The 13,176-nt window shown below is 45.3% G+C and carries 8 protein-coding genes and 1 pseudogene; 3 read left to right on the top strand and 6 right to left on the bottom strand.

From position 1 onward, the window contains the following. Positions 1–6: 6 nt before the first annotated feature. Positions 7–783, bottom strand: a complete 777-nt coding sequence (gene yaaA / locus AC0J2X_RS00680; RefSeq protein ID WP_039218774.1) for a peroxide stress protein YaaA — start codon at positions 781–783, stop codon at positions 7–9. Positions 784–1,159: 376 nt separating this feature from the next. Between yaaA and tal the strand changes: the two genes are divergently transcribed. The 3 genes and pseudogenes from tal (at position 1,160) to AC0J2X_RS00665 (ending at position 4,306) form a co-directional block, all read left to right on the top strand. Next, positions 1,160–2,119: a transaldolase gene (gene tal, locus AC0J2X_RS00675; protein ID WP_472995676.1), complete on the top strand. Its 960-nt coding sequence runs from the start codon at positions 1,160–1,162 to the stop codon at positions 2,117–2,119. Between the two features lie 14 nt (positions 2,120–2,133). Continuing rightward, positions 2,134–3,767, top strand: a pseudogene (gene pgi / locus AC0J2X_RS00670) (glucose-6-phosphate isomerase). Positions 3,768–4,129: 362 nt separating this feature from the next. Further along, positions 4,130–4,306, top strand: coding sequence for a DUF3545 family protein (locus AC0J2X_RS00665; RefSeq protein ID WP_012519516.1), 177 nt, complete (start codon positions 4,130–4,132; stop codon positions 4,304–4,306). 259 nt (positions 4,307–4,565) lie between these two features. Here AC0J2X_RS00665 and ung read toward each other — a convergent pair whose 3' ends face one another. The 5 genes from ung to AC0J2X_RS00640 all read right to left on the bottom strand — a co-directional run bounded on the left by ung (position 4,566) and on the right by AC0J2X_RS00640 (position 13,136). Beyond that, a complete protein-coding gene (gene ung / locus AC0J2X_RS00660; RefSeq protein ID WP_014950484.1) occupies positions 4,566–5,237 on the bottom strand; it encodes a uracil-DNA glycosylase in 672 nt (223 codons plus the stop codon). Continuing rightward, a complete protein-coding gene (thrC, locus tag AC0J2X_RS00655; protein ID WP_014950485.1) occupies positions 5,237–6,520 on the bottom strand; it encodes a threonine synthase in 1,284 nt (427 codons plus the stop codon). The genes ung and thrC overlap by 1 nt, the downstream gene beginning before the upstream one ends. 118 nt (positions 6,521–6,638) lie before the next feature. Then, entirely contained in the window at positions 6,639–7,583 is a 945-nt protein-coding gene (gene thrB / locus AC0J2X_RS00650) for a homoserine kinase (protein ID WP_069944805.1), read from the bottom strand. Between the two features lie 170 nt (positions 7,584–7,753). Further along, positions 7,754–10,219, bottom strand: coding sequence for a bifunctional aspartate kinase/homoserine dehydrogenase I (gene thrA / locus AC0J2X_RS00645; RefSeq protein ID WP_069944806.1), 2,466 nt, complete (start codon positions 10,217–10,219; stop codon positions 7,754–7,756). A 376-nt stretch (positions 10,220–10,595) separates the two neighbouring features. Further along, on the bottom strand, positions 10,596–13,136 hold the full coding sequence (locus AC0J2X_RS00640; RefSeq protein ID WP_069944807.1) for an excinuclease ABC subunit UvrA: 2,541 nt from the start codon (positions 13,134–13,136) through the stop codon (positions 10,596–10,598). Positions 13,137–13,176: the final 40 nt, after the last annotated feature.

Here is a 13,176-nt window from a genome sequence, read left to right as displayed (position 1 = left end):
TTTCTCTTAACTTTCTTGGTTACGCAGAAACACAAGTTCCGTTGATGAGCTTTGTTCTTCGCTAAACACATAGCCATCTACGTCGAAGTTTTTCAGACCTTCTACGTCTTCTACACGGTTTTCAATAATATAACGCGCCATTAAACCACGGGCTTTCTTCGCAAAGAAACTGATAATTTTATACTGACCATTCTTGCAGTCTTTAAACGTTGGCGTAATGATCATGCCGTCTAACGACTTCTTCTTCACCGCTTTAAAGTACTCATTCGAAGCAAGGTTAATCAACACGTTATCACCCTGCGCTTCTAATGCCTTATTAAGCATATAGGTAATGCGATCGTCCCAAAACGCATACAGGTCTTTGCCTTCTGGGTTTGCTAATTTTGTGCCCATTTCTAAACGATAGGCCTGCATTAAGTCTAGTGGACGAAGTAGTCCATATAGGCCAGACAAAATACGAAGGTGTTGTTGCGCATATTCGACCGTTTCGCTATCAAGCGAGTAGGCATCTAACCCTGTGTACACGTCGCCATTGAACGCATACATTGCTTGGCGTGCATTATCGGGAGTAAACGGTGTAGAGAACTCAGCAAAACGGTTGGCGTTCAACGTTGCTAACTTGTCGCTTATTTTCATCAGCGATGATAGGTCAGCCGGAGATAAAGTGCGGCAAACTTCCATCAAACGTTCAGTGTCTTCAAGCATGGCAGGCTGAGTGAACTGGCTCACAGGAATTTCGCTTTCAAAATCTAAATTTTTTGCTGGGGATACTACAACTAACATTTCGACTCCTTAATTTTTACGCCCTTATTGTACCACCTGATACGCTTCAAAAAGCAAAATGGCATAAGAAAGACGTAAATTGGCTTAACAGAGAAATCCGATTAGCCATTTTGTCGCTATTCAATGTATGAATTGTCACACGGGTTTGATATAAATAGCGTTACAAATAATTATTCAAACAATAATTGAGATACACCCTCCGTGAACGTACCTCAATTACCAAAGCGCTGCATGTACCAGTACTTGTTAAAGAACTAAGAACTGGTAAAAAAGAACGCAAGCGCGAAGCCCTACACACGCGCAAGCGAACCGTTTTATTCAACTGGCTTTTCCAGCGAGTTGTCCAAATTTATTTTGATAAAGAACAGAGAGAATTATGAGCAATCAGTTAGCTTCATTACGTGATATCACTACCGTTGTTGCCGACACGGGCGACATCGATGCCATTAAAAAGTATCAACCAGTCGATGCCACAACTAACCCGTCGCTACTTTTAAAAGCGGCTGGTCTTCCTCAATATGCAAGCCTAATTGATGATGCTGTAGCATGGGCAAAACTTCAGTCAAACGACGCTGACCAGCAGCTTACCGATGCAGCAGACAAACTAGCGGTAGCCATTGGTAAAGAAATCTCTGCAACTATTCCAGGCCGAATCTCAACTGAAGTAGACGCACGCCTTTCGTTCGACGCTGCCGCCACTATCGAAAAAGCGGAACGTTTGGTTCAGCTATATGAAGACGCGGGTATCGATAAGTCACGCATTCTTATTAAAATTGCCTCTACTTGGGAAGGTATTCAGGCAGCAGAAGAGCTAGAGAAGAAAGGCATTCAGTGTAACTTAACGCTTCTATTTAGCTTCGCCCAAGCACAAGCTTGTGCAGAGGCCGGTGTTTATCTTATCTCTCCATTCGTAGGGCGCATTTTAGACTGGTACAAAAAAGCGACCGGTACTGAGTCTTACGCACCAGATGAAGATCCAGGCGTAGTATCTGTAACTAAAATTTATAACTACTACAAAGACTACGGCTACAATACCGTAGTGATGGGCGCAAGCTTCCGTAACATTGGTGAAATTCAAGCGTTGGCAGGTTGTGATCGTCTAACCATTAGCCCAGCACTGCTAGAAGAACTGGCAAACGAGCCTGGCGATCTAGAGGTTAAACTTAAAGACAATGGCGCTACAAAAACACCAGGTGACCGCTTAACAGAAAGCGAATTCCGCTGGGCAATGAACGAAGATGCAATGGCAACCGAAAAGCTGTCTGAAGGCATCCGCAACTTCGCCGCAGATCAGGAAAAACTTGAAACCATGCTTCGCGAAAAACTAAGCGCGTAAGGGCTATTGAAACAATGAGTGTTTTAACTTCTCTTCCTGAATGGAAAAAACTGTCTGAACTTGCTGCAACGGTAAAAGATGCGCACATGCGCGACTGGTTTGCACAAGATGCAAATCGCGCGAACAAGATGCAGCTTGAAGCCTGCGGTATTTTTCTTGATTACTCGAAAAACCGTGTAAATGATGACGCGCTTAAAGGACTTTTCGACCTTGCCCGAGCCTGCAAACTGGAAACCCTTCGCAACGCGATGTTTTCTGGTGAGCAGATTAACTCAACAGAAGGTCGCGCTGTGCTTCACACCGCACTTCGTAATTTCTCAGACCGTAAAGTACTGGTAGATGGCGAAGACGTAATGCCTGAAGTGCATGCTACGCTTGCAAAAATTGAAGCGTTTACCGCATCGGTTCACAGCGGTGAACACAAAGGTTATACCGGCAAGCCTATCAAGCACATTGTGGCAATTGGTATTGGTGGTTCGTTCCTTGGTCCTAAGATTATGACCGAGGCACTTAAGCCGCATACCGTTGATGCAGTGAAAGTTCACTTTGTTGCCACATTCACGATGTGCTATCTAGCGTAGATTTTGAAGAAACTTTGGTGGTCATGTCATCAAAGTCGTTCTCTACCCAAGAGACGCTTCAAAATACACTTACGGCTAAAGACTGGTTCTTAAAGTCTGGCGGTACACAAGAAGATATTGCTAAACACTTTGTAGCCGTGTCTTCAAACGTTAAAGCAGCCACCGAGTTTGGTATTAGCGCCGACAATATTTTCCCTATGTGGGATTGGGTAGGCGGTCGTTACTCACTGTGGTCTGCTATTGGCCTGCCTATCTCGCTAGCCCTTGGGTTTGAAAACTTCAAAGGCTTACTTGAAGGTGCGTTTGACATGGACACCCATTTCACAACCGCACCGCTAGAAGAAAACATGCCTGTTCTACTTGCACTGTTAGGTGTGTGGTACAGAAACTTCTTCGACGCGCAATCACACGTTTTATTACCTTACTATCACTATCTTCGCGGCTTACCAGCTTACGTACAGCAGTTAGATATGGAAAGTAATGGTAAAGAAGTGACGCAAGAAGGTGAGCACGTAGATTACCCTACTGGCCCAATTATTTGGGGCAGTGAAGGTACAAACGGCCAGCATAGCTTCCATCAGCTTATTCACCAAGGTTCTGGCGTTATCCCAGCAGACTTCATGTTGCCACTTAACGTTCCTAACCAGGACGACACGCATCACGCTATGCTTGCGTCTAACTGTTTTGGTCAAACCCAGGCACTAATGCAGGGTAAAACCTTTGAAGAGTGTTATGCAGACCTTGACGGTAAAGGCCTAAACGACGCTGAACGCAAACGCTTGGCCGCTCATAAAACCATGCCTGGCAACAAGCCTAGCAATACTTTCTTGTTTGATAGCCTTACGCCTAAAACACTTGGCGCGCTGGTTGCAATGTATGAACATAAGGTATTCGTTCAGGGTGTTATCTGGAACCTTAACTCATTCGACCAATGGGGCGTAGAGTTAGGTAAAGTACTAGGAAACCAAGTACTTGCAGGCATTCAAGGCGAGGCAGACAAAGATAATTTCGACGCTTCAACACAACAATTGATTGCCAAATTTAGAGCAGCGAATGCACCAAAATAAGGAATGCGAGGTGATTTAAAATCACCCAATTGGTGCAAATAACAAACTGAACGGCTAGCTTTTTCGGAAGCTAGCCGTTTTTTGTTGCGGTTTTCATCGACAATACGACAGACATTTTTGATGTCCGTAACACTGTGCAATTGATTACTAACAAAACAAATAGGATCAATTACATACAGTTATTGTTCACGCTTTAAACACACTGGACATTTCCTTACCGTTGTCATCATATCGTCACAATTTGTTAATAAAAGGTAAATTAAACTATTTTATTTTAGTGGCGGCTGTGATACAAAATTGTACAGAGGGAATTAAAAACAAAAACTCTGTATTAGTTGTAGTGGTATAAAAAGGAGATCCCAGTGGATAAATCAGATCTATTTGCCATGTTAGACATCGAAGCAAGCCCAGCAAAAACCAAAAGCAAAAAACGTAAGTGGAGAGAAATCGAAGCGCTACAAGATCGCTACAAATTAGAAAAAGAACTGGCCGAACTCGACTGTGGTTTCGAGTACGAGCTAGAGACACTGGAAAGGTAAAACGAAGGCCGCCTGTTACACAGGCGGCCTTTTTACTTTCTAGCGTGCTGTAAATGCTTCACTTGCAAGCATGGTGTCTCTTCGCTGGCTCTATGTAATAGCGTAATCGCTAAGGAATATGCTCTGTGCCTAATTGCGGCCAGACCGCATAACATGGTCTCATAGCTATTTAGGCATTTATCTAGTGAGCTAGCTATTGATAGGGCGCTGAATGGGGCAACCACACTTGCTGTGTGGCTAGCTGCTATTTGTGCCAGTACTATACCTGCCAATTAATGGGTTCTTTGCCCTTAGCAATAAGGTATTCGTTTGTTTGGCTGAAGTGTTTGCAACCTAAAAAGCCTCTGTGTGCTGAGAGTGGCGACGGATGAGGCGCATGTAAAACGTGGTGTTTTTCACGGTTAATATGCTTACCTTTCTTTTGCGCATGGCTTCCCCACAGAAGAAACACAACGTTTTGGCAGTGCTCATTGACCACATCGATAACCTTATCGGTGAAGGTTTCCCATCCCCATTTCGCGTGGCTATGTGCTTTGCCCTGCTCAACGGTCAATACAGTATTAAGTAGCAATACCCCTTGCTCCGCCCACGACGTCAGCGTGCCGTGATTAGGCTCGGTGAAACCCTCAATATCAGACAACAGCTCTTTGTACATATTTTTAAGCGATGGCGGTGTTTTAACGCCAGCTTTTACTGAAAAACAAAGTCCATGGGCTTGATTAGGACCGTGGTACGGATCTTGACCTAAGATCACGACTTTTACTTCGTCTAGCGGCGTGTATTTAAGCGCATTGAATACGTCAGACTGAGGCGGGTAGATAACGCTTCCCGCTTCACGAGCGTGCTTCACGCGCTCAAGCAACGTAACAAAATAGTCTTTTTGCTTTTCATCACCAAGCGCGCTTTGCCATGTTGTAGCCGAGGGTGTCATTACTTAAGCAAATCCATCATATGCTGCTTAAGTGCATCATAAGACGCTGGCAAGTCTACCGCTAAGCTGTCTTCGCCTGCTACATCGGCCAACGCTTTCGGTAAGCTGATTGGATTACCTAGCACGTTTTCAACGGTTTCTCTGAACTTAGCCGGGTGCGCTGTTCCTAAGAACAAACCAATTTCGCCGTCTTCTAAGTCATGACTTACTGCGCGATAGGCAATCGCGGCATGTGGCTCGCTGGTATAGCCTTGTTGCGCTAATTGACGCATAGCAAGCTGCGTATATTCTTCGTCAACCATCTCACCTTTAAGACACGCTTTGTCGATATAGCCACGCTCAATAAGCGCCTCTATTCGCGGCCAGTTATTAGGCTGACTCACATCCATTGCGTTAGACATGGTCGCAACCGTCGCCTTAGGTTCCCACTCGCCGGTTTTAAGGTAGCGAGGTACCGTGTCGTTTAAGTTAGTTGCTGCGATAAAACGCTTTATAGGTAAACCTAACGATTTAGCAATCATGCCAGCCGTGAGGTTACCAAAGTTACCGCTAGGTACTGAAATAACGAGTTGGTCTCGTTTCTCTTTTGGCAACTGACTTACTGCTTCAAAGTAATAGCAAACCTGCGCTAGTAAACGGCTGATGTTGATTGAGTTTGCTGAGTTCAGGTGAAGGCCTTCACGTACGTCAGGGTCGTCAAACGCGGTTTTTACTAGTGATTGGCATGCGTCAAAGTCTGACTCAACAGCAACGGTATGAATATTACCGCCTAGCGTAGTGAATAGCTTTTCCTGCAGCGAGCTAATCTTGCCCTTTGGAAACAAAATAACCACGTTGATATTGTCGATGCCGTGAAATGCATGTGCAACCGCTGCGCCGGTATCACCTGAAGTCGCTGTTAGAATGGTAACTGGCTTCCCTTCACTAATACGCGATAGGGTTTGCGCCATAAAGCGGCCGCCAAAATCTTTAAACGCTAGTGTTGGGCCATGGAAAAGCTCTAAGCAGTATACGTTATCGTTGACCTGCTCAACTGGTGCACCAAAAGCAAATGCGGTCTGAACAATTTCTTCTAGCTCGCCATTATTCAGCTCATCGCCGATAAGGGCGCGAAGTACTTCAATACTGCGCTCTACAAATGGCTTTTCCAACAATTCGTCAATATTGTCTAGGGTAGGAATATGCTCTGGAAAATAAAGCCCTTGGTTTTTACCTAAGCCCCGCTTAACGGCTTCAGCAAAATTTGCTGTGTCCGATGAATCTTTTAAATTTACCAATTCCACTTGCTGTTACCTTTTTATGTGGGCAAGTACTCTGCCCTTTTAATCTTTTAAAAAATTATTGTGCTTTTAGGAAATCATTTGCCTTTAAGAAACCATATACCTTAAAAAGCTATGTACCTTAAGAAACAATGGTGCCTTGGCTTGGTATTTGGCACACATGGCTAAAGCCATCTTCATTTTGAATGTAGTTCTCTGTTAAATAGGCGGCGACTTTTTCCGCCTGCGCTTTACTTGGACACACGGCAAAAACCGTAGGTCCCGAGCCAGAAATACCAAAAGCGAGCGCACCCGCTTGCTCACTAAACGCACGAGCGTCATCAAAGCCAGGCAGTAGCGATTTTCTGTAAGGTTCGGCTATGACATCGTTCATTACCGATGCTGCCAAATCAAAGTTACCTACATGTAAGGCGTGTACAAACACACCTAGCTGTCGACCAAAGGTTAGTGCCTTCGCCATTTCCACCTGTTTAGGCAAAATATCGCGAGCAGCCGCCGTTGATACGCTAATGCCTGAATAACAGACGGCATAGTACCATTCGTCGTTTAACGGCAACGACAGTGTGACCGGCGCATCGCTACCTGTCATTAACGTCATACCACCTAAGTAACAGGGAGCAACATTATCATAGTGAATACTACCGCTTATTTGGCCTTCTAATTCGCCCATCATTATAAGCAGAGTATCTTCATCGAACGGAGTGTCGAAGTAAGCATTTAACGCTGCAAACGCTGCCACAATAGAGCTTGCGCTTGAACCCAACCCGCTGCCTATTGGAAGGTTTTTATGAAGCGTAAGCGCAACAGGAGAGGTTGTTTTTCCAGCCTTTTCCATTTGCTCACAGAAATAGTGATAGCACTTGGTTACAATATTACTGTCTGCATCGCCCGGGAGTTTGTGAGCAAAGCGCCCCACCGTTTCTAGTGAAAATGACTCAGCCGCCTTTATTTCAACTTCATCACCTAGCTTAGTGCCATCAACGGGCGCAAGCGCTGCGCCCAGTACGTCAAAGCCTAAGCTCACATTTCCAATTGATGCCGGCGCGAAGGCCGTGAATGCTTTCATATTATTACTCTTACTTCGCTTGTGGCGTGCTCTTTATATTAGCGCTTCAAATTAGCTCAATAAATTAGCGCTTTAAATCGATGCCACAACATTACTGGCCTAAGTCACACCTTCGAGTATCTTACTTTAGCCGCCTATCTACGCTAAGCAAGCTAAGCGTTATTTAGCCCTTAGTGCGCCATTTGCTTCCACGGCATAGTACGCAGAATGTCAGCAAACACCCCTGCTGCTGTTACCGTACCACCTGCTCCATATCCTCTAATTACATAAGGGATTGGGCTATAGTAGTCACTGTTAATCGCCAGCGCGTTTTCACCGTCTTTTACCTGCGAAAGAGGGTTACTTGCCGGTACAGCCTGAATGCTTACTTTGCATTTTCCGTCTTCAATGCTGCCGATATAACGAAGTACTTTACCTTCTGCTTTAGCCGCTTCAACCTTTTCACCAAACGACGCATCTAACTCTGGCAGCTGCTGCATAAACTCGTCAATTGAACAATCTTCGGCAAAACTTTTTGGCAGTACAGACTCAATTTCAATGTCAGATAGTTCTAACGCTAAATCAGCTTCACGAGCCATGATAAGCAGCTTGCGCGCTACGTCCATGCCGCTTAAGTCATCGCGCGGATCAGGCTCTGTGAAGCCGTTGTCTTTGGCTGTTTGTGTCGCTTGCGACAGGCTCATGCCTTCTTCAAGTTTGCCAAACACATAAGATAGGCTACCTGATAGAATTCCTTCAAAGCGGTGTAAGGTGTCGCCGGCGCTGAATAGCTTTTGCAAGTTATCAATAACCGGTAGCCCTGCGCCGACAGTGGTTTCGTAAAGGTACTGACGATTTGTCGATTGCGCGGTCTTGCGAAGCTTGCGGTAGTAAGACATAGCGCTCGTATTCGCCTTTTTATTTGGCGTTACTACGTGAAAACCGCTTTCCATCATATCTACATATTGCTCTGCAATTGCTTCGTGACTAGTACAGTCAACAATCACCGGGTTTACCAGACTATTGTCATTAGCGAACTGATGCAGGCGTTCTACGCTTAATCCTTCGCTTGCCGATTCAAGTGCCGCTTTCCAGTCACCGCTTAAATCAATCCCTTGACTGTTTAACAGCAGTTTCCGGCTATTTGCAATGCCATAAACTCTCAGCTGAACATTGCGTTTTAACAATGCAGGCTGTTGTTTTTCAATTTGACCTAGCAGTTCGGTTCCCACATTGCCACACCCTACTAGGAATACGTCAATGGTATGGCGGTCAGAGAAAAAATTCTGGTGAATGACTTTTACCGCTTTCTTAGCACGCTTACTTTCAATTACCGTTGAAATAGAGCGCTCTGAAGAGCCTTGAGCAATAGCTACGTTGTTTACCCGCGCTTGGGCAAGCGAGTTAAAGAAACGCGCTGCCAAGCCTTTGGTTTGACGCATACCGTCACCAACCAAAGTAACAATGGCTAGGTCATGACGCACTTCAATGGGGTCTAGCAATTGATTTTGAAGCTCTAGCGCGAATGCATCTTCAAGAAGCGTTAACGCTCGACTGGCGTCTTTGCTTTGGATACAGAAACTGATTGAGTATTCTGAAGAAGACTGGGTAATAAGGCTTATTGAAATATTGGCGTTCGACATCACCTCAAACACACGACTTGCCATACCAACCATGCCTTTAAGGCCAGGGCCTGCAACGTTAAACATGGTGACGTTATCAAGCTGTGAAATACCTTTAACTGACGTCCACACCTCGCTTTTTTCATTGCTGATTAGCGTACCTGGCGCAGCTGGGTTTAGTGTGTTTCTGATCAAACAAGGGATGTGGTGTTGGGCAATAGGACCGATAGTTTTCGGATGAAGTACCTTGGCACCGAAATAAGACAGCTCCATCGCTTCTTGATAGGTAAGCTTGTCTAACAGCACTGCCCCTTCAACTTGGTTCGGGTCAGCGTTATAAACACCATCTACGTCTGTCCAAATTTCACAGCAATTTGCGTCTATACACGCCGCTAAAATGGCCGCTGAATAGTCTGAGCCGTTACGCCCAAGCGTGACTTTGTCGCCCGCTTCGTTAGCAGCAACAAACCCCGGCATGACCAGAAATTCACTGCCGTCAGTAGGCACATCTGAAAAGCGCGCTTTACTAAGCGACACATCGGCAATGCTGTCTAGGTAATCGCCTTCGGCCAGCACATACTTAACCGGGTCAATAACGCGATTAGCGATACCTTTAGCAGATAGCATAGCGCTAAAAAGCGTCACCGAGATGTACTCACCAATACTTAGAATACCGGCAGCAACATTATCAGGTGCAACACCAAGCAGCTTTATACCTTCAAGGTGCTGTTTTAATACTGAAAGGTGACTATTAATGAATTCTACCACGCTTGCATGTGCAAACCCGTCGAGTTCTTCGTTTAGGTTGTTGGCGATGCCGGTAACCGTGTCGTTCAACTTATTGAATAACGGCTGGAAATCTTCACCCGCGGCTGCTTGTTCACATAGTAGTGAAAGCGCGTTCGTTACCCCCTTTGGGGCAGAGAGTACAACCGCAGCACCGTCGGTTTGGTGGGTCGCCGTGCTAATCTCCATAACGCGCATGTATCGCGGTGCATCGGCTAGAGAAGAACCCCCAAACTTTAAGACTTTCATATGCTGCTCCTTAAGGTTACGCATGCTAAAACGTGTGTAAAAAAAAGCCCGCTCTGTGTTAGGCGGGCTTTCGTTGTCTTTTGCTTACTTGCACTAGTCAGCGACCGCCCTTTTTAAGGTGGTAATTAACATAATGGTGGTGCGAGTAAGTAGAATCTTTTTCATACAAGCAATTTGCCGTATAGACGTCTATATGTCAACCGCAGTTTTCACTACACTGTGTTGCAAAAAGTGCAACACTCTTTAACTAATATTTCTTTTTAAGGTACAAATACGAGTTCAAGCCGTTTCTTTGCTGGCTTACTAGTATTCAAGTAGCTTTAAACAACGACTTATTTCTAAGATCATTCAAACCTAACTCAATCAAAACCTTTCTTTAAGCCAAACTCGCCTTTAAAAATGGGGCTGTTGCACTTTGCTGAACTTTAGCAACCTCCTCTGGTCTGCCTTCAGCAACTATTTCTCCTCCCTCATCACCAGCGCCTGGCCCCATATCAATAATGTGGTCGCAAGCCCCAGCCACCTGCATATTGTGCTCAACCATCACCACAGTATTCCCCGCTTCAACTAAGGTGCTTAAATGCTGCATAAGCAATGCAGTGTCTGAAAGATGTAAACCTGTTGTAGGTTCATCAAGCACGTATAGGGTATTAGCATTTTGGGCACGTTTAAGTTCTGACGCTAATTTAATGCGCTGCGCCTCGCCGCCTGATAATTCAGTGGCACTTTGCCCAAGGGTTAGATAGCCAAGCCCTACGTTCATTAGCGTTTTAAGTCCCCGCGTAATAACTTGATTATCACTAAATACAGATAGTGCTTCTTCAACCGTAAGCGATAATACATCAGCGATAGAATGCTCATTGTAACCAACTTCCAGTACGTTATCGTTAAAACGCTGACCGTTACAAACAGTACAGGGGGAATAAACACTCGGCATAAATAGTAATTCTACCGATACCACACCCAAGCCTTCACAATGTGGGCACCGCCCTTTTGCAACGTTAAACGAGAAATGACCCGCATCGTAACCACGGGATTTTGCTTCTTCGGTTGAAGCAAATAAACTTCTGATTTGGTCAAATATGCCGGTATAGGTTGCCAAAGTTGAACGGGGAGTCCTGCCGATGGGAGACTGATCTACCACAACTATACGGCTTAACGCTTCAAGTCCGCTTTCAATACAGCCTTGTCGCGGTTCACTTTTAAGTGAAAAAGTGTCGTTAGTAAGAAGCGAATTGGCGTCAGTAAGCAGTTCTTTCGTTTCTCTTGTTTCTTGCGCTCGCTTCCCTTCTTTCTCGGCTGTATTTAAACCACCTTTGACTAACTCAACTAATGCTTGGCTAATTAAACTCGACTTTCCAGAGCCGGAAACGCCAGTGACACAGGTCATCACACCTAGTGGAATATCAATATCAACATGGCTGACATTATTTCTGGACACGTCTTTTAAACGCAATCCCCCTGATGATTTACGTTTTATACGCTGGCTTAGTGCTTTATTGTTAAAAACATAGTCTGCCGTTAAAGAGTTTTTTGTGCTTGCCAGTTCTTTAACCGGCCCACTATAGACAAGCTCACCTCCGTTCACTCCCGCTTTCGGCCCTACATCTACGACCCAGTTAGCCCCTTTGATGACGTAAGGATTGTGCTCGACAACGAGCAGTGAATTGCCCGTATCGGTAATATTGTGAAGCGCGTGAATAAGCCCTTCTACATCGCGAGGGTGAAGACCTGATGAGGGTTCATCCATAACAAAGACAACGCCAAATAAATTCGATTTAAGCTGGGTCGTCAGACGCAATCGCTGTAGTTCGCCTACTGAGATACTTGTTGTACTTCTATCTAACGAAAGGTAATGAAGCCCAAGCGCTACTATGGGCTTCACTCTTTCAATAATGTCGCCCGTAATAGTACGTATCACCTGACCACGCTCTGAAGTATCACCTTTGACTGACTTTCTTAATGCCTGAAGCTTTTCGTGAACTTGCTGTAGTGGCAGCCTTGAAAACTCAATAATATCTAAGCCATCAACTTTCACTGCCAGCGCATTTTGCTTAAGCTTTTTTCCACGGCAAACCGGACATGCTTCAACAGATATAAAGGGAGCAATTCGCTGCTTCATTTTCTCTTTTTGAGAGGTTTTAAACGTATCGAGCACATGACGTCGCGCGCTGATAAACTTGCCATTGTAGCTGGCAGGCTCGCCCTCTTGTTGTGCTTTACGGGTTTGCGCTAGGTTATAGTTTCGGTATACAGGTAACTGAGGCATTTCGTCGGTAAATAAGATCCAGTCACGGGTTTTTTGAGGCAGTTCACGCCATGGAATATCAACATCGATATCTAGCGACAACAATACCCTTACTAGGTTTTTGCCCTGCCATGCACCAGGCCAAGCTGCCACAGCGCCCTCACGTATGGTGAGGCTGTCGTCGGGTACAAGGCGATGAGCTTGTGTGTCAAAAACTTTTCCAATACCGTCACAATGTTCACATGCACCTTCGGGCGTATTAGGAGAAAACCCGTCTGCGTAGACAATGCTCTGCCCTTTGGGATAATCCCCGGCCCGGGAATAAAGCATTCGCAGACTATTAGAAAGCGTGGTGATACTACCAACGGAAGAACGAACTGAAGGTGCGCCCCGGCGCTGGTGCAGGCCCACAGCAGGCGGTAAGCCGTCAATCACGTCTACGTCAGGTTTCTCCACCTGCTCAATTAGTCGTCTGGCATAAGGTGATATTGAATCTAAATAGCGGTGCTGAGCTTCTGCGTAAAGCGTACCGAAAGCCAAAGAAGATTTTCCTGAGCCAGATACACCGGTAAACACCACCACTTCATTTCGCGGTATATCAATACTGATATTTTTTAAGTTGTGTACACGAGCGCCGCGTACGTTAATTTTTCCCTCATCATTGTGCACTTCATCACCTGCATGTCACCTTTATTAAAGAATATTTAGA

The sequence above is a fragment of the Alteromonas sp. R7 genome (assembly GCF_055755235.1).
The sequence above is the reverse complement of the archived record's forward strand: the minus strand, read 5'-3'. Positions and strand labels throughout refer to the sequence as shown.

Bases quoted from the DNA above. Each gene is read 5' to 3' on its own strand.
- thrA (WP_069944806.1), bottom strand. From the start codon at position 10,219: ATGAAAGTCTTAAAGTTTGGGGGTTCTTCTCTAGCCGATGCACCGCGA.
- yaaA (WP_039218774.1), bottom strand. From the start codon at position 783: ATGTTAGTTGTAGTATCCCCAGCAAAAAATTTAGATTTTGAAAGCGAA.
- thrB (WP_069944805.1), bottom strand. From the start codon at position 7,583: ATGAAAGCATTCACGGCCTTCGCGCCGGCATCAATTGGAAATGTGAGC.
- tal (WP_472995676.1), top strand. From the start codon at position 1,160: ATGAGCAATCAGTTAGCTTCATTACGTGATATCACTACCGTTGTTGCC.
- ung (WP_014950484.1), bottom strand. From the start codon at position 5,237: ATGACACCCTCGGCTACAACATGGCAAAGCGCGCTTGGTGATGAAAAG.